We start from the raw sequence: 15,766 nt of genomic DNA on the forward strand, positions 1-15,766 counted from the left end.
CTGATCAAGTCATGCGTACACCCCCCAAACTGGCCACCGCTCTGGCGGTCGGCGGCCTGCTCTCCCTCTCCGCCGTCATCCAGCCCGCCCAGGCCGCCCAACTCGTCACCGGATACGCCGAAGGCTTCGAGGGCGGCGCGCTGCCTGACGGCTGGCGGATCGCGTCCGGCTCGTTCGGCAAGCTCGTCAGCGACCGGGCCGTCCAGCACAACGACGGCAAGCCGTACACCAAGCAGGGCACCTGGTTCCTGAGCACGCTGGAGACGCCCGACGACAAGCCCAGCGACGGCTACCGCGGCGTCGTGGTGTCCGGCGCGTTCACCCTCACCCAGCCGGTCGTCACCATGCTGGTCGGCGGTGGCGCCGGGGCCGGGACCTACGTCGCGGTCTGCGAGTACGACGAGAGCGCGCCCGACGGCTGCGGCCGGGAACTGGCCGTGGCGCGCGGCAACAATGCCGAGGGCATGGCCCGCCGCCTGCTCGACGTGTCCGAACACGTCGGCAAGAGCGCGATCGTCAAGGTGGTGGACGACTCCCAGAGCGGCTGGGGCCACATCACCGTGGACGACATCCGCGCCGACCTGCCCGCCGCGCCCGGTGAGGTCGAGGTCGCCCGCACCGCGACCGCCACCGGCCTGAGCTGGGGCGCGGCGATCGGCGGCGCCGACTACGCCGTCTACCGCTCCACCGCTCTCGACACCGGCTACACCAGGATCGGCCAGGTCTCCGGCACCACCTACACCGACGCCACGGCCGAGCCGGGCACGGCCTACTACTACGCGATCGCCTCGATCACCGCCGACGGCGCCGAGTCCGCCCGCGCGCTCGCCTACGCCAGGCCGTACGCCGACCTGTACGCCAGGGGGAAGACGGTCACCTACGCCGGGCCGAACCTCACCGACACCCGCTTCCCGGTGGGCCCGCTCGGCTCGGCGGGCATCGTGCACGACGGCACCGGCGCCCGGCCCACCTGGTGGATCTTCAACAACCTGGGCAAGCTCGCCAACGGCTGGCACAACACCGACGACACCTACAGCAAGGGCAAGCTGCCCAACAGCTTCTTCGCGGTACGCGCCCAGCGCGAGGGCGGGCAACCGGTCGTCAGGGCGCTGCAGACCACCAAGGTCGGCGCGTTCGACGCGATGGGGTCCCTCACCCAGCAGGGCGAGTACCCGATGCTGAACTACCGGTTCACCGACGACGAGCTGCCGGTCGAGGTCTCCCAGGAGGTCCTCAACCCGATGATCCCCGGGAACGTCAAGGACTCGGCGATCCCGACCGCCATCTACTCCATCACCGTCAAGAACCCGGGCACCCAGACCGCCACCGTCTCGGTGCTGGCCGCGCAGCAGAACGCGGTCGGCTTCAACGGCTACGACACCGTCGGCGGACCCAACGACAGGGTCGTCAACGGGTACGGCGCCAACCACAACGCCGTCGAGCGCGGCCGGACCGCGACCAGCCTGCGCCTGACCGGCGCGCCCGGCAAGGGCACCATGAACCTGACCGCCCTGTCCGGCGGCGTCACCGGCACCGCCTCCTGGAGCGACCTGGCCTCGCTCCGCGACGACCTCGCCGACGACGGCGCGCTGACCGGCCCGGCCACCGCCGACAGCCCGGCGGCCTCCACGACCGTGGACGGCGCGCTCGCGGTCGGCGTCACGCTCGCCCCCGGCGAGTCCAGGACCATCCCGATCGTGCTGAACTGGCACTTCCCCGACGCCCAGAACTACAACGGCGGCGGCGGCCGGCAGTACGAGAACTGGTGGTCCGACGCCGACGCGGTGGCCGCCTACGTCCGGGACAACCTCAGGCGCCTGACCGGCGAGACGAAGCTGTACCACGACACCGTCTACGACTCCAACCTCCCGCAGTACGTGCTCGACCGGGTCACCTCGGCCACCGCGCTGCTGCACACCCCGACCGTGTGGTGGGCCAAGAACGGCTTCTTCGGCGCCCGCGAGGGCTGGGGCTGCTGCCCCGGCATGCCGACGCACGTCTTCCACTACGCCCAGGGGCAGGCGTGGCTCTGGCCTGAGGTCGGGCGGCGCTGGACCCAGCAGTGGCTGGACAACGCCGACGCCCAGGGCAAGATCCCGATGCGCTTCGACAGCGACTCCAGCTTCACCCTCGACGGCCAGACCGGCGTGATCCTGTCGGCGTACCGGACCTACCAGACCGTGGACAAGGACTGGCTGACCGCCAACTGGGACAAGATCAAGCGGACCATGGACTACGCGGTCGCCCAGGCCGACCCGGACAAGGACGGCGTGCTCAGCGGCATCCACAACACCACCCTGGACGGCGGCGAGACCGGCAACGGCTCCTGGCTCGGCTCGATGTACCTGGCCGCGGTGAACGCCTCGGCGAAGATGGCCGAGCTGTCCGGCGACACCGCCGCCAAGACGGCCTACGACGCCATCTACGCTTCCGGCCGGGTCAAGCAGGAGCAGCAGCTCTTCAACGGCGACTACTACCAGGAGGCGTACTCCGCCCAGGGCCACTCCTACGGCGACGGGGTCGAGATCGACATGCTGCTCGGCCAGTGGTGGTCCACCCAGCTCGGCCTCGGCGACATCTACGACTCCGCGAACATGACCAAGGCCGCCAAGAACCTCTTCAAGTCCAACTTCAAGGAGCACTTCCTCGGCTACACCACCAGCCACCAGTTCCGCCAGTACGTCGAGGAGACCGACGCCGGCCTGCAGATGATCACCTGGCCGAAGGGCCCGAGGCCGGGCAACAGCCCGCTCTACTTCGACGAGGTCATGTCCGGCTTCGAGTACTCCGCCGCCGGCCTGATGCTCCAGCGCGGCCTGCTCGACGAGGGCCTGCGCGTGGTCAAGGCGATCTCCGACCGCTACGACGGCCGGGCCAGGACCGAGCACATCGACAAGAACCCGTGCACGACCGGCGACGGCACCGGCAGCCCGTTCGGCGACGACGAATGCGGCAAGTGGTACGGCAGGACGCTGTCGTCCTGGTCCCTGCTGACCGCGCTGCAGGGCTTCACCTTCGACGGGCCCGCCCGGAAGGTGGCGTTCGCGCCCACCTGGAAGCCGGAGGACCACCGCTCGTTCTTCACCACCGGCAACGCCTGGGGCACCTTCGAGCAGAAGCGCGCGGGAGCCACCCAGAAGGACACCCTCACCGTCAGGCACGGCTCCGCCACGCTGCGGACGGTCGAGCTTGAGCTGCGGGCGGGCGACAGCCCCAAGCATGTCAAGGTCACGGTGGGCGGCGGTCGGATCCACGGGGTGAGGTCGGCGATGTCCGGCTCCACGCTGACCGTCACGCTGCCCTCGGAGGTCACCGTCACCCCGGGACGGGCGCTCCGCGTGCACGTCGTGCACTAGACCCGCGACGAACGGCGGCGGCTCCCGGGCCGCCGCCCCCAGACCCGGCCCGCCCCTCATTCGCCTCTGGGGCCGGGTCGTTCACGTTCCCGGATATCCGGGTGACAGGCCAGGCCGGTCAGACGGGGGCGTTCCAGCTCAGGATCACCGGCTCGGCGTGCTCGAAGCCGAGGCGCGAGTAGGTGCCGGTGTCCAGGCGGAACAGGCGGCCGTCGGTGGGGGGCAGGCCCAGCCAGCGGGCGGTCAGCACGCGCAGGAAGTGGCCGTGCGCCACCAGCGCCACCTCGCCCTCCACCCGCCTGACCCTGGCGATCACCCGGTCGGCCCTGGCGGCCACCTCGGCCGCGCTCTCCCCGGGATGCTCGGCGTCGCCCGGGGGCACACCGTCCCGCCACAGGTACCAGCCGGGGCGCGTCTCGCGGATCGCCGGCGTGGTGATGCCCTCGTAGCCGCCGTAGTCCCACTCCCACAGGTCGGGCTCCAGCTCGTAGCCGGTCAGCCCCGCGAGGTCCGCCGTCCGCCTGGCTCGGGCCGCCGGGCTGACCAGCACCAGGTCGAACGTCCTGGCCTTGACCAGCGGGCCCAGCGCCCTGGCCTGGTCCTCGCCGTTGTCCGTCAACGGCAGGTCGGTGCGCCCGGTGTGCCGGCCGGACCTGCTCCATTCGGTCTCGCCATGCCTGAGCAGCATCATCTCGTCCATAGGCGACCATCATCGCAGCCCGTCGACTTGAACTTCGGTTGAGGTTGCATGCTGGAGGAAGCCGGAAGGAGTGAACATGTCCGCCGTCGTCCTGCACGCGTTCGGCCCCGCCGAGAACCTGACCGCCGGTCGGCCTGGCCTGGCGCAGCCGGGCGATGCGGTCCAGCACGAGCTCGGCGAGGAAGGCGTCGAAGTCAGTTCGTACGTGCTCAGCTCGTGAGGTTGAGCCCGGGCGGCACACCGACCGGGCGGGTGCCGTCGGGCTGGCGGACGTACCGCAGCCGGTACGTGCCGAAGATACTGACCAGGAGGTCGTCGCCGTCCGGGCGGAGGGTGGCCATGCCGGCGGAGAAGCAGCCGTCGGGGGCCGGCTCGATCGGCGCCACCAGGAGCAGCCCGAGCTCCAGGACACCTTCGTCGGTGATCGTGGCCAGGGTTCCGAGCTCGGGGCTGAGGTAGACGGCCGCGGGCAGCCTGGCGCCTTCGACCGGCGCCGCACAGGGCAGGAAGGCGCGGGCCCGTCCCGGGGCGTAGATCGACCCCGCCATGATCTTGCCGTCGATCAGGTGCAGCCGGTTGTCCTTATCATGCCAGGTCCCGTCGCTCGTGAGCGCGAACGTGCCTGAGAGGTGGCCGCCGCCGGTCAGCGTGATCCTGCCATCGTCCGCCTGCTCGACCTGGAACGTCGTCTCGGTGCCCGGGTCGCACCAGAACCCGCTCAGCGCCTCGGCCGCCGCCTGGTCTGCGATGAGGGCGGGCTCGGCCTCATCGGGCAGCCCGGCAGCCAGGCGCAGCGCCTGGTAGCCGATCCTGCGGGGGTCGATCGAGGTGTTGTTGGTCAGTACCGCGACGCCGTTGCCCTGCTCGGGCAGGAGGAGCAGCTGAGACTGGTAGCCAGGCGCGCCGCCCGCATGGCCGAACGCGGGCTGCCCGCTGACCGTCGTGTGGTAGATGCCGAGGGTATACGGAGCATCCGTGTCGTCCCGTTCGAGCAGCGCGTCGCGTACGTCAGCGCCGAGGACCCGGCCGTCGTGGAGGAAGCCGAACCATGGCCCCAGGTCGGCGACGCTGGTCACGATCATGCCGTCGCCGACGGCGCACTCCTCGGTGTCCGCGCGGCGCACCCCTTGCTCCGAGACGGCATAGCCGTAGGCGTACCTCGCCAGCGGCTCCTGGCTGTCGTCACGGAAGTGGGTGTCGGTCATACCCAGCGGGGCGAACACGCGCTCGGTCGTGAACGCGCGCAACGACTGCCCGGTGATCCGTTCGATGGCGGACGTCACGAGGATGTAGCCGGTGTTGGAGTAGGAGAAGTCGGTGCCCGGCTCGAAGTTGACCTCGGCCAGCCCGGCGACGAAGGCCAGCGCCTGGGCTTGCGTTATCCGGGTCAGCGACCGGCCGGCCAGCGCGGACAGGGACAGCCACTCCCGCAGGCCACCGGTGTGACGCAGGCACTGGGCGACGGTCACCGGCACGGACAGCTTGAGCTCCGGCAGGTGCTTGCGAATGTCGTCGTCCAGCGAGAGCCGCCCGTCGCGGCACAGCAGCAGGGCTGCCGTGGCCGTGAACTGCTTGCTCATCGACGCGATGTCGAACCGCGTCACGCTGTCGATCGGCACCTCGAACTCAACACTGGCCATTCCGGCAGCGGCGTGGTGGATCAGCCTTCCGTCGGAGTAGACCCCGATCGCGAGCCCGGGACCCCCCGGCCGCACCGACGAGTGCACCAGGTCAGACAACCTCTCTGCGACATCCATACCCGACATGCTCGCAGGGGATGAAGCGCCCACATTTGTCGGAAACGCGCAAAGTAGATGCCTGGACATTGGCCTGCGCAACAAAGTGCCGCACTGAGAGATCGACAGCAGTACGAGACCGAGAAAAGTCAGGTGCTAATACTCCAGCCGCACTTCCTGCTCTGACCGGGCTGATGGCCTATAGGGCTATCGCAGCGGCACGCCGGGCATTCCCCGCCGTGGCGACATGCTGGGCCGGTCAGGTATGTGGCTCGGTCGCGTCAGCTCTGCGGCGCAGGAGGTGTGGGCGTCCCTGCCAGATCCAGGCGATGATCGCGCCGCAACTACACCGTCCCGTACGCCGCTCCAGAAACTCGCGCGGCTCCGGCGACGGATCAAGCGGGCGCCGCCGGGCCCGGGTGCGTGCGCCGGCTGGGGCCCGCCGTGCCCGATCAGGTCCGGGTACGGCGGGCGTGTTCACGAGGACGTCGTGACCGGTTCGGCCGAGGGCGCCTTGGCTCCGATGGCGAAGGCGGCGGCGGTGGCGAGCAGGCCGAGGGCGGCCGAGAGGAGGTAGGTGTTGACGAAGCTCTGCTCAGCCGGGACTCCCCCGACGTTCCCCGCCGCCAGGAGTAGCCCGCCGAACTGGGCCCCGAAGCTGCCGCCGACGCTCTTGGCGACGAAGACCACCCCGCTCACCCCGGCGGCCCGGTCGGCGGGCATGTCGGCGGCGACAACGTTCAGCGTCGCGGTCAGCCCGATGGACCCGCCCAGCCCCAGGATCGTCACCCCCGCCACGATCTGCCAGGGCGAGGTGTGCCAGAAGGCCAGCATCGCGGTGCCGACCGAGACGAGCGCGGTGCCGAGCACCAGCACCGCCCGCCGTCCGAGCGCCCGGGTCATCGGCCCGACCAGCGGCGCGATGAGTGTGCCCGCGACGCCGAGGGGGAACATGTAGAGCCCGATCTGCAGGATGTCGGCGCCCAGGCCGTACCCGGTCTCGGGGGGCAGGGCCAGCATCAGCGGCAGCGCCACCACCAGCCCGAAGGAGGTGAAGCCGAGCATGAAGCCGATCGTGGTCGCCCCCGCCGCCGAACGACCGACCAGCAGCCGAAGGTCCACCAGCGGGTCGCGCACCCGCAGCTCGACGGCCCCCCACAGGCCCAGAGCGAGCAGCGCGCCCGCGAACAGGGCCAGCGTCGCGGGGGCGGTCCAGCCCCAGGTGGAGGAGGTGGTCAGGCCCAGCATCAGCAGGGCGAGCCCACCGCCCAGCAGCAGCCCACCGGCCCAGTCGATGCGCCCGGAGGCGGCGCGCGGGGTGGCGGGCACCGCGAACCAAGCCCAGATCCCGGCGGCGAGCGAGCCGATCAGGGGCAGGAAGAACAGCCAGCGAAAGCCCAGCGCCGAGGTGAGCGGCCCGGCCAGGACCAGGCCGAGGGCGCTGGCCAGCGCGGCTACGCCGATCATCAAGCCGTTGCCGGTGGCCACCCGGTCGGGCTCCAGCGTGTCGCGGAACAGCCCGACCGTCAGCGGTAGCATCCCGAGCCACAGACCCTGGACGGCCTGGCCGATGATGAGCACCCCCACGTTGGGCGCCAGGCCGGAGACGAGCGCCCCGGCGCTGGTGATCGCCATCAGGCAGAACAGCACCGTGCGCTTGTCGTAGATATCGGCCAGCCTGCCGACGATCGGGGTGCTGATCGCCGAACTGATCAGCCCTCCGGTGAAGATCCACGCGAGCTCGCCTGGCGAGGCGGCCAGTTCCCGCTGGATGAGCGGGAGCGCGGGCGAGAGCATGATCTCCAGCAACTGGAAGACGCCGATGAACAACACCGGTGCGCCGATGATGCCGAAGCCGGATCTGGACATGGTCGTGCCTTTCGGGTGGGGTGAGATGCGGCCGCGTGTTCCCCCGAACCCGTGGCCTGATCTAGGCGGGGCCGAGCACCTTCGGCGTGATCAGGGCGTGCGCGAGGTCGACGAAGAACTCCTCGGAGCTGTCGTGGGTGCCGAGCACGACGCTCTGCCCGAGCCCGGACAGCAGGGCTTTGAGCGCGCGGGCCAGGCGCATCGCCTGCTCGCCCGTGACGGGTGCCCCGCCGTACTCGCGGCCGGTGAACAGCGCGGCGAAGTCGGCCTCGATCGATCTGACCGAGGCGTTGAGCTTGCCCAGCAGGTCTGGGTCGTTGAGCACGAGGTCGAGCACGCGCGTCTCGAACAGCAGCTGTCCGGCGGCCCCGGGGTCGGCCGACATCCGCCGGTACTGGCGAGCGACCTCGGCCACCACCTCCTCCAGCGGCAGGCTGGGATCGATGGCCTGGACCGGCCGCAGGTCGAGCGGGCCGGCGTAGTCGTCGACCATGGCGACCATCAGATCGTTCTTGCCGCCGAACAGCGAGTAGATCGCGCCCGTCGTCAGTCCGGCCAGCTCGGCGATGTCCTCCAGCTTCGCCTGCGAGCCCTCCTTCCCGACGACCTCGCGCGCCGCGTCGATCAGCGCGCGCTTGTTGGCGGCCTTGCTCTCCGCCCTGGTCAGCCGCATGGCGTTTGCCCTCTCCTCATCTGCTGGTCAGGCCACGATAATCTGATTTACTAGAATAATCCATATTATTAGGAGGCTGAAAATGGATGTCGACCAGCACATGAGCCGGGTGCCCGACTACGCCGCGTTCCCCACCGTGGACCAGATGCACGCCGAACTCGACGAGCTCGCCGCCGCCCACCCCGGCCTGGTACGGCTGCGCCGCATCGGCACCTCGCGCCTGGGTGAGCCGCTGCGCGTGGCGACCGTCGGCTCCGGCCCGCACGACGCCGTGATCATCGGCGGCCCGCACCCCAACGAGCCCATCGGCGCGCTCACCGTCAGCAGCCTGCTGCACCAGCTCGTCGAGGACGCCTCGCTGCGCGAGGACTTCGGCTACCGCTGGCACCTCATCCCGTGCGTCGATCCCGACGGGGCCCGGCTCAACGAGGGCTGGTACGTGCGGCCGAGCGACCGCCGCGCCTACTCCGAGCACTTCTACCGCCCCGCCGAAGCCGACCAGGTCGAATGGACCTTCCCGCTGGCCGGCGAGGACTGCTTCTTCGACCGCACGCTGCCGGAGACCGAGGCGCTGATGCGGCTGATGGACGAGGTCAAGCCCGCCTTCGTCTACTCCCTGCACAACGGCGAGCTCCAGGGCGCGTTCTACTACCTCAGCAAGGACGAGCCCGCGCTCGCCGCCCGCCTGGCCGCCCTCGCGACCGCCCAGGGCCTGCCCCTGCACATGGGTCCGCCGGAGGTGCCGAGCGCGGTCCCGATCGGCCCCGGCGCCTACCGCACCCCGAGGGGCGCCGAGCTGGCGGCGGCCTACGGCATCGGCGGCGGGAGCGTCGACTACGCCGACCGCTTCGACGCCCTGCACCTGGTGACCGAGCTGCCCTACTGGGCCGACCCCCGCGTCGCCGACGAGACCCCCACCGGCCAGCAGTACGGCGAGGCGATCCAGGCCAGCCTCGCCGCGCAGCGCGCCCTGATCGCCGAGCTGACCCAGTCCATGTCGGCGGTCAGGGCCGACCTGACCGTGCGCTCACCGTTCCGCCGCGCCCTGCAGGACTTCCTTGACACCCACGACGACTTCATCTCCGAGTGGGAGTCCTTCCCCGGCACGGACCGGCCCGCCACGGTGGCCGAGGCGGTCGGCAACCGGCAGATCATGCACAGCATGCGGCTGCGGTACGGCGGGACCTACCTGCGCATGCTGGACGCCGAGCTCGGCGCGGGCAACCAGACCCCCGCCATCCGGGCCGAACGGGCCCGCCTCGGCGCCCGCTTCGACGACTGGTTCACCGAGGCCGAAGCCGACTCGACGGCCACCCCGATCCCGATCCGCACGCTGGTCGCCGTACAGCTCGGCGCGGCCCTGCTCGCGGCGGAGGCGGCGAAACAGCAGCTTTGACCTGAGCGCTCATCCGGCTTCGCCGGGCCCGGCGGCCCGGCGGGCGCCGTTCCGGATCAGCTCCGCACGGCCCCGGAGGCCACGGCGGCCTCGCGTCGCTGACGAGCGCGGCGTTGAGCGGTGCCGAGCGCGCGACCATGATCGTGACGGGCACCACCACGATGGGCATCCTGGAGGTCGCGCCCATCTCCTCCGGTGACGTGGTGCTGGTGATGTCCGCCGCGGGCGGCATCGGGCGGCTGCTCGTCCAGCCCGGCTGGGACAAGCCGGTCGAGGAACGGTTCGGCCCCGTCACGGTGGTCTACGACGGGGTCGGCGGCGACCGCGGCCGAGCCGCCTTCGGGCTCCTGGACACGGGCGGCCGGCACATCGTGTACGGCAGCGCCTCCCGCCAGGACTTCACCCCCGACCCCGGCGCACTGGCGGCCAGGGAAGTGACCTCGACCTACGCCCTCGCACCGCTGAAGTCCTGGCCGGGGGGATGCGCGAGTTCGAGACCAGGTCCCTGACCGCGGCCGCGTCCGGCACCCTGGCCCCCGCCTACGAGACCTTCCCACTGAGCCGGGCGGCCGACGCCCACGAGGCCCTGGAGAACCGGCGAACCGCGGGCAAGGTCCTGCTGATCCCCTGAGCGCGAAGCCGTACAGGGCACCCCTCCGGCCCTGTACGGCGTCGCGGGGCCGTCAGGCGCGCTCGTTGAGCAGGCCGAGGGCGACCCCGCCCATCCCGATGGTCATCACCAGCCAGGCCACGCCCGCGAGGACGTTGCCGAGCCCGGCGAACCAGGAGACGGGCACCAGGACGGGCGCCACGATGAGCGCGACCGACGCCCACACCGGGGCCGTCTTGCCGAGGAGTGCTGCCACGCCGACGATCACGAAGCCGGCCAGGCCGAGCAGGAAGATCCAGCCCAGCACGGCCGTCGGCGTGCCGTTGGACAGGGTGTCGTAGAGCTTGGCCGTGGTCGGCACGTCCAGGCCGCTCTTGAGCGCGGCGTACAGCACGTCGTCGCTGTTGGGCATCACCGGGACGCTGATGCAGAAGGCCAGGATCATGCCGACCAGGCCCAGGACCGGGCGGCCGCGCCTGGCCACCCTGCCGACCGCGAGCGTGGCCGGGATTCCGGCGATCGCGCTGAGCAGGCCGATCCAGGCCATCGCCGGGTAGGCGTCGAGGTTCGCGGCGAAGGAGGCGACGTAGGCGGCGCCCTCGGCGGTGGCGTCGTGGGGGGAGAGGAACAGGGTGACGGCGATGGCGAGCGGGGTGAACACCGCGCAGGCGATCATCGAGTAGCGCACGAACGTGTCGGCTCCCGAGCGGGGAGTCGCGTCGAGACTGGTCATGCTTGGAGCGTCCGCCGCCCCGGCCTCGTCCACATGAGTAGGCCCCTACTCAACCCGCGCCGCCGGTGCGGTGGCGGATCAGGGCATGGCCTAGGGTCGGGAACGTGGAACCTTTGGCGGTGGGGCTGGTCGGGGCGGGGCCGTGGGCGGAGATGGCGCACGCGCCGATGCTGGCCGCGGGGCCGTACACCCGGCTGGCCGGGGTGTGGGCGCGGCGTCCCGAGGCCGCCGCGCGGCTCGGCGCCCCGGTGTACGAGCGGATCGAGGAGCTGTTCGACGCGTGTGAGGCGGTCGCGTTCTGTGTGCCGCCCGCCGTGCAGGCCGAGCTCGGAGTGCTGGCCGCCAGGGCGGGTAAGGCGGTGCTGCTGGAGAAGCCGCTGGCCGCCGATCTCGACGGGGCGAAGCGGCTGGCCGGGGCGATCGCCGAGGCGGGGGTGCCGTCGCAGATGTTGCTGACGATGCGCTATGCCTCCGAGACCCGTGACTTCCTGGCCCGGTGCGCCCTGATCGAGCCGTTCGGCGGGCACGCGGCGAACGTGTCGGGCGCGCTGCTCGGCGGCGGCCCGTTCGCGACGCCGTGGCGGCTGGAGCGCGGCGCGCTGCTGGATGTGGGGCCGCACGTCGTCGACCTGCTCGACGCGGCGCTCGGCGAGGTGGTCGGCGTCCGCGCGCACGGCAACCCGCTCGGCTGGGTCGGCCTGCTGCTGGAGCACGCGGGCGGCGCGGTCAGCGAGGCGTCGCTGTGCATGGCCGCGACCGGCGACCTGCCGCCCGCCACGTTCGCCGTCTTCGGCGCGAAGGGCAGCGCGGTGCTGCCGCACTTCGAGCACGACCCGCTGGACGTGGTGGCGGAGGAGTTCGCCAGGACGGTACGCCAGGGCGGCGGTCACCCGCTCGACGCCGCCCACGGCCTGCGCCTGCAGCACGTCATCGCCGAGGCGGAGAATCAGCTGGCAGCCCCTTGACAGTGGGCCGACCGGCGTTTTGATAGCGTTTGTCCGACGCGCAGTGCCGCAGCGAAGTCCGGTGTGAGTCCGGCGCTGTCCCGCAACTGTCAAAGCCAGGTCGCCTGCCTCTGCGCCGACGTCATCAACCCTCGTGGAAAAGGGTGATCCGTCGCGATTTCGCGGGTCTCTCGGTTCCGGCAGTGAAAGGACTCCTCGTGAGGCCCGTACGCACGGCCTTCACGGGCGCGATGCTCGGCCTGCTCGCCCTGACCGGTTGTGGTCAGAGCTCCGGCACCGGCACCGCCTCCGTGGCCCCCGCCCCCGTCCCCAGCTCCGCCCCCGCCGCCGCGGGCTTCCCCGTCACGGTCGAGGCGGGCAACGGCCCCGTCACCATCGCCAAGAAGCCCGAGCGCATCGTGTCGCTCTCGCCCACCGCCACCGAGACGCTCTTCGCGATCGGCGCGGGCCCCCAGGTCGTCGCCGTCGACGACCAGTCCAACCACCCGGCCGAGGCGCCGAAGACCGACCTGTCGGGCTTCAAGCCGAACGTCGAGGCGATCGTCGCCCAGAAGCCCGACCTCGTCGTGGTGGCCAACGACGCCGACAAGATCGTCACGGAGCTGGGCAAGCTGAACGTGCCCGTCCTGCTGGAGCCGGCCGCCACCAAGCTGGAGGAGGCCTACGACGAGATCGCCGACCTCGGCGCCGCCACCGGCAACAAGCCCAAGGCCGACGAGATCGCCGCAGGCGTGAAGGCGTCGCTGGAGAAGCTGGCCGCCGAGGCGCCCAAGGACAAGAAGCTCACCTACTACCACGAACTGGACGTCACGCCCTACGCGGCCACGTCCAGCACCTTCATCGGCCAGATCTACGGACTGTTCGGGCTCGTCAACATCGCCGACAAGGCGCCGGACGCGGCCGGCGGCTACCCCAAGCTGTCCGCCGAGTTCGTCGCCCAGGCCGACCCCGACCTGATCTTCCTCGCCGACGTGAAGTGCTGCGCGCAGAACAGCGCCGCGCTGGCCAAGCGGCCCGGCTGGAAGGACCTGTCGGCGATCAAGAACGGCCAGGTGGTCGAGCTCGACGACGACGTCGCCTCCCGCTGGGGGCCGCGCGTCGTCGACCTGGCCACCAGCGTGGGCCAGGCCGTGCAGAAGGCCGCCGCCCGCTAGTGCCGGTGCCCGCCGTCAAGGAATCCGGGCCCGCCAGGGCCAGGCCGCTGTGGGTCGTGGGCGGGCTCGTGGTCCTCGCGCTCGCGATGGTCGCCGGGCTGCTCGGCGGCGCCGCCGACATCTCCCCGTGGCAGGTCGTCCTGGAGGCCGCCGACTGGCTGCCCTTCGTCGACGTCGACTCCGGCCTGGCGCCCGTCGAGCAGGGGCTGCTGCTGCAGCTCCGCCTGCCCCGGGTGCTCGTCGCCGCCGTCGTCGGCGGCCTGCTGGCCATCGCCGGGGCGGGCTACCAGGGTGTCTTCCGCAACCCGCTGGCCGATCCCTACCTGCTCGGCGCCGCCTCCGGCGCCGGGCTCACGGTCACCATGGTGATCGTGTTCGTGCCCGGCGACGTGCAGACCGTGTCCGTCCCCGTGGCGGCCTTCGCCGGGGCCGTCGGCGGCGTGCTGCTCGCCTACGCGCTCGGCAACACCGCGGGGCGGGCGGGCGGCACCGCCACCCTGGTGCTCGCCGGGGTCGCCGTCACCTCCTTCCTCACCGCCATCCAGACGTTCGTCCAGCAGCTCAAGGTCGAGGAGCTGCAGCGCATCTACTCCTGGATCCTCGGCGACGTGGGCGGCGGGTGGGACCAGCTCTGGATGGTCGGCCCCTACGCGCTCTGCTCCGCCGTCCTGCTGCTCCTGCACGGGCGGATGCTGGACGTGCTGTCCGTCGGCGACGACGAGGCCACCAGCCTCGGCGTACGCGCGGCGCGGATCAGGCTGGTCGTGCTGCTCGGCGCCTCCCTGGCCACCGCCGCCGCGGTCGCGGTCAGCGGCCTCATCGCCTTCGTCGGCATCGTCGTCCCGCACGTGGTGCGCCGCCTCGCCGGCGGCTCCTACCGCGTGGTGCTGCCGCTCTCGCTGCTCGGCGGCGCGGCCTTCCTGGTCATGGCCGACCTCCTCGCGCGCGTCGTCATCGCGCCCGCCGAGCTGCCCATCGGCGTCGTCACCGCCTTCGTCGGCGCCCCCTTCTTCGTCGTGGTGCTGCGGATGACCAGACGGGCGTCGATGTGATCGAGACCAGGGACCTGTCGGTGACGCTCGGCGAACGCGAGGTGCTCACCGGCGTCGGCGCGCGGGTGGAGCGCGGCGGCTGGCTGGCGGTCATCGGGCCCAACGGGGCGGGCAAGTCCACGCTGCTGCGCGCGGTCATGGGGCTGGTCGGGCACCGCGGGGAGGTGCTGATCGACGGGTCCTCCGCCGGGGCGCTCAAGCCGCGGGAGCGGGCCAGGCTGGTCGCCTACGCGCCGCAGACGCCCGCGCTGCCGCCGGACATGACCGTGTTCGACTACGCGCTGCTGGGGCGCACGCCGTACATCCCCTATCTCGGCCGGGAGAGCCGCCACGACCGGGATGTGACCGCGTCCGTCCTGGACCGGCTCGACCTGGACGCCTTCGCCGGGCGCAGGCTCGGCAACCTGTCCGGCGGCGAGCGGCAGCGGGTGGTGCTCGCCCGCGCGCTCACCCAGCAGGCGCCCGTCCTGCTGCTCGACGAGCCCACCACCGCCCTCGACCTGGGACACCAGCAGCAGGTGCTGGAGCTCGTCGACCGGCTCAGGCGCGCCGACGGCCTGACCGTCCTCACCACCCTGCACGACCTCACCCTCGCCGGGCAGTACGCCGACACGCTGCTGCTCGTCGCCGAGGGCCGGGCCGTCGCCTCCGGGCGTCCGGTCGAGGTGCTCACCGAGACGCTGGTGGGCACGCACTTCGGCGCCCATGTCAAGATCGAGCCGGGCCCCGGCGGGCGGCCCGTCGTGCACCTGGTCAGGGGAGCGTAGTGAAGCTGTCGTACCGCGTCGAGGAGGGCGTCACGCTGGGGGCGCTGCTGTGGGAGTTCGGTCCCGGCTGGCGGATGATCTCCTCGGCGATGCTCGGCGGCGGCATCGGGACCCGCTCCTGGGTGCTGAACGCGCAGGTCGTCGCCGGATACTCGCGGATGGACCCGGTCGACCACCTGCTCTCCCTCGGCCCCGAGGGCGACGGGGTCGGCATGCTGACCGCCGCCTCCGTCGACCGGTACGCGAGCGCCGCCGACGGCGGGGTCGAGGCGGTGGCCACCGTCGGCCTGCGCGTCCCCACCTGGGCCGCCGCCCCCGAGGGCACCCCCGATCCGGAGCTGGCCCCGATGCGGCTGCCGGTGCCCGGCACGATCAACATCGTCGTCCGGGTGCCCGTGGCGATGAGCGACGCGGCGCTGGTCAACGCGGTGATGACGGTGACGGAGGCGAAGACCCAGGCGCTGGTGGAGGCGGGCTTCCCCGGCACCGGCACCGCGTCCGACGCGGTGTGCGTGGCGGCCCCGGCCGAAGGGGCGGAGGAACTGTTCGGCGGCCCCCGCTCGGAGTGGGGCGCACGCGTCGCCCGCGCGGTCCACACGGCCGTACGGCAGGGCACCACCGCCTGGTACCAGCACCACACCTGACCCCGCCGCGTAACTCCGAGGACGTCTCCGACGATAGGACCAGCGTGGGGGACAAACGGCCGCGGGGCCGGGGCGACGTGGTGCCCAGGGGCGGGACGGCCGCGGAGCGTG

15 protein-coding genes are annotated in these 15,766 nt (G+C 71.8%); 10 read left to right on the forward strand and 5 right to left on the reverse strand.

Annotation, left to right across the window (positions count from 1 at the left end; genetic code table 11):
- Positions 1 to 11: 11 nt before the first annotated feature.
- Complete coding sequence (locus ABZ911_RS03735; protein WP_358051524.1) at positions 12 to 3,356, forward strand: GH116 family glycosyl-hydrolase; 3,345 nt, start codon at positions 12 to 14, stop codon at positions 3,354 to 3,356.
- 118 nt (positions 3,357 to 3,474) lie between these two features.
- On the opposite strand, the gene ABZ911_RS03740 is transcribed toward ABZ911_RS03735, so the two are convergent.
- On the reverse strand, positions 3,475 to 4,056 hold the full coding sequence (locus tag ABZ911_RS03740; protein ID WP_358051526.1) for a histidine phosphatase family protein: 582 nt from the start codon (positions 4,054 to 4,056) through the stop codon (positions 3,475 to 3,477).
- 76 nt (positions 4,057 to 4,132) lie between these two features.
- Between ABZ911_RS03740 and ABZ911_RS03745 the strand changes: the two genes are divergently transcribed.
- Positions 4,133 to 4,276: a hypothetical protein gene (locus tag ABZ911_RS03745; protein ID WP_358051528.1), complete on the forward strand. Its 144-nt coding sequence runs from the start codon at positions 4,133 to 4,135 to the stop codon at positions 4,274 to 4,276.
- On the opposite strand, the gene ABZ911_RS03750 is transcribed toward ABZ911_RS03745, so the two are convergent.
- The 3 genes from ABZ911_RS03750 to ABZ911_RS03760 form a co-directional block, all read right to left on the reverse strand.
- Positions 4,266 to 5,813: a serine hydrolase domain-containing protein gene (locus ABZ911_RS03750; protein WP_358051530.1), complete on the reverse strand. Its 1,548-nt coding sequence runs from the start codon at positions 5,811 to 5,813 to the stop codon at positions 4,266 to 4,268. The two genes, ABZ911_RS03745 and ABZ911_RS03750, sit on opposite strands and share 11 nt — an antisense overlap.
- A gap of 456 nt (positions 5,814 to 6,269) precedes the next feature.
- Positions 6,270 to 7,661, reverse strand: coding sequence for an MFS transporter (locus ABZ911_RS03755; protein WP_358051532.1), 1,392 nt, complete (start codon positions 7,659 to 7,661; stop codon positions 6,270 to 6,272).
- 61 nt (positions 7,662 to 7,722) lie between these two features.
- Positions 7,723 to 8,334: a TetR/AcrR family transcriptional regulator gene (locus ABZ911_RS03760; RefSeq protein WP_358051534.1), complete on the reverse strand. Its 612-nt coding sequence runs from the start codon at positions 8,332 to 8,334 to the stop codon at positions 7,723 to 7,725.
- Between the two features lie 82 nt (positions 8,335 to 8,416).
- On the opposite strand from ABZ911_RS03760, the gene ABZ911_RS03765 reads away from it, so the two are divergent.
- The 3 genes from ABZ911_RS03765 (at position 8,417) to ABZ911_RS03775 (ending at position 10,361) form a co-directional block, all read left to right on the forward strand.
- Positions 8,417 to 9,730: a M14 family zinc carboxypeptidase gene (locus ABZ911_RS03765; RefSeq protein WP_358051536.1), complete on the forward strand. Its 1,314-nt coding sequence runs from the start codon at positions 8,417 to 8,419 to the stop codon at positions 9,728 to 9,730.
- Between the two features lie 113 nt (positions 9,731 to 9,843).
- Complete coding sequence (locus ABZ911_RS03770) at positions 9,844 to 10,239, forward strand: hypothetical protein (RefSeq protein ID WP_358051538.1); 396 nt, start codon at positions 9,844 to 9,846, stop codon at positions 10,237 to 10,239.
- Positions 10,212 to 10,361: a zinc-binding dehydrogenase gene (locus tag ABZ911_RS03775; protein ID WP_358051540.1), complete on the forward strand. Its 150-nt coding sequence runs from the start codon at positions 10,212 to 10,214 to the stop codon at positions 10,359 to 10,361. The genes ABZ911_RS03770 and ABZ911_RS03775 overlap by 28 nt, the downstream gene beginning before the upstream one ends.
- A 52-nt stretch (positions 10,362 to 10,413) precedes the next feature.
- Here ABZ911_RS03775 and ABZ911_RS03780 read toward each other — a convergent pair whose 3' ends face one another.
- Positions 10,414 to 11,073, reverse strand: coding sequence for a hypothetical protein (locus ABZ911_RS03780; protein ID WP_358051542.1), 660 nt, complete (start codon positions 11,071 to 11,073; stop codon positions 10,414 to 10,416).
- Between the two features lie 104 nt (positions 11,074 to 11,177).
- Between ABZ911_RS03780 and ABZ911_RS03785 the strand changes: the two genes are divergently transcribed.
- From ABZ911_RS03785 to ABZ911_RS03805, 5 genes are all read left to right on the forward strand, one after another.
- Positions 11,178 to 12,038 (forward strand): Gfo/Idh/MocA family oxidoreductase, encoded by an 861-nt coding sequence (locus ABZ911_RS03785; protein ID WP_358051544.1) that lies wholly within the window; start codon positions 11,178 to 11,180, stop codon positions 12,036 to 12,038.
- 197 nt (positions 12,039 to 12,235) lie between these two features.
- Positions 12,236 to 13,192, forward strand: coding sequence for an ABC transporter substrate-binding protein (locus tag ABZ911_RS03790; protein WP_358051546.1), 957 nt, complete (start codon positions 12,236 to 12,238; stop codon positions 13,190 to 13,192).
- 86 nt (positions 13,193 to 13,278) lie between these two features.
- The gene (locus ABZ911_RS03795) at positions 13,279 to 14,244 is read left to right on the forward strand and encodes an iron ABC transporter permease (protein WP_358052412.1); all 966 of its coding nucleotides are present in this window, start codon (positions 13,279 to 13,281) and stop codon (positions 14,242 to 14,244) included.
- Entirely contained in the window at positions 14,241 to 15,011 is a 771-nt protein-coding gene (locus ABZ911_RS03800) for an ABC transporter ATP-binding protein (protein WP_358051548.1), read from the forward strand. The genes ABZ911_RS03795 and ABZ911_RS03800 overlap by 4 nt, the downstream gene beginning before the upstream one ends.
- Complete coding sequence (locus tag ABZ911_RS03805) at positions 15,011 to 15,655, forward strand: adenosylcobinamide amidohydrolase (RefSeq protein ID WP_358051550.1); 645 nt, start codon at positions 15,011 to 15,013, stop codon at positions 15,653 to 15,655. Before ABZ911_RS03800 ends, ABZ911_RS03805 begins: the two co-directional genes overlap by 1 nt.
- The last annotated feature ends 111 nt before the right edge of the window (positions 15,656 to 15,766 follow it).

It is taken from the genome of Nonomuraea sp. NPDC046570, assembly GCF_040645915.1.
GTDB lineage: Bacteria > Actinomycetota > Actinomycetes > Streptosporangiales > Streptosporangiaceae > Nonomuraea.

What these genes read in the sequence shown, in the direction of transcription:
- ABZ911_RS03755 (WP_358051532.1), bottom strand. Translation starts at nt 7,661, where the DNA reads ATGTCCAGATCCGGCTTCGGCATCATCGGCGCACCGGTGTTGTTCATC.
- ABZ911_RS03795 (WP_358052412.1), top strand. Translation starts at nt 13,279, where the DNA reads ATGGTCGCCGGGCTGCTCGGCGGCGCCGCCGACATCTCCCCGTGGCAG.
- ABZ911_RS03775 (WP_358051540.1), top strand. Translation starts at nt 10,212, where the DNA reads ATGCGCGAGTTCGAGACCAGGTCCCTGACCGCGGCCGCGTCCGGCACC.
- ABZ911_RS03735 (WP_358051524.1), top strand. Translation starts at nt 12, where the DNA reads ATGCGTACACCCCCCAAACTGGCCACCGCTCTGGCGGTCGGCGGCCTG.
- ABZ911_RS03765 (WP_358051536.1), top strand. Translation starts at nt 8,417, where the DNA reads ATGGATGTCGACCAGCACATGAGCCGGGTGCCCGACTACGCCGCGTTC.
- ABZ911_RS03760 (WP_358051534.1), bottom strand. Translation starts at nt 8,334, where the DNA reads ATGCGGCTGACCAGGGCGGAGAGCAAGGCCGCCAACAAGCGCGCGCTG.
- ABZ911_RS03750 (WP_358051530.1), bottom strand. Translation starts at nt 5,813, where the DNA reads ATGGATGTCGCAGAGAGGTTGTCTGACCTGGTGCACTCGTCGGTGCGG.
- ABZ911_RS03745 (WP_358051528.1), top strand. Translation starts at nt 4,133, where the DNA reads ATGTCCGCCGTCGTCCTGCACGCGTTCGGCCCCGCCGAGAACCTGACC.
- ABZ911_RS03780 (WP_358051542.1), bottom strand. Translation starts at nt 11,073, where the DNA reads ATGACCAGTCTCGACGCGACTCCCCGCTCGGGAGCCGACACGTTCGTG.
- ABZ911_RS03740 (WP_358051526.1), bottom strand. Translation starts at nt 4,056, where the DNA reads ATGGACGAGATGATGCTGCTCAGGCATGGCGAGACCGAATGGAGCAGG.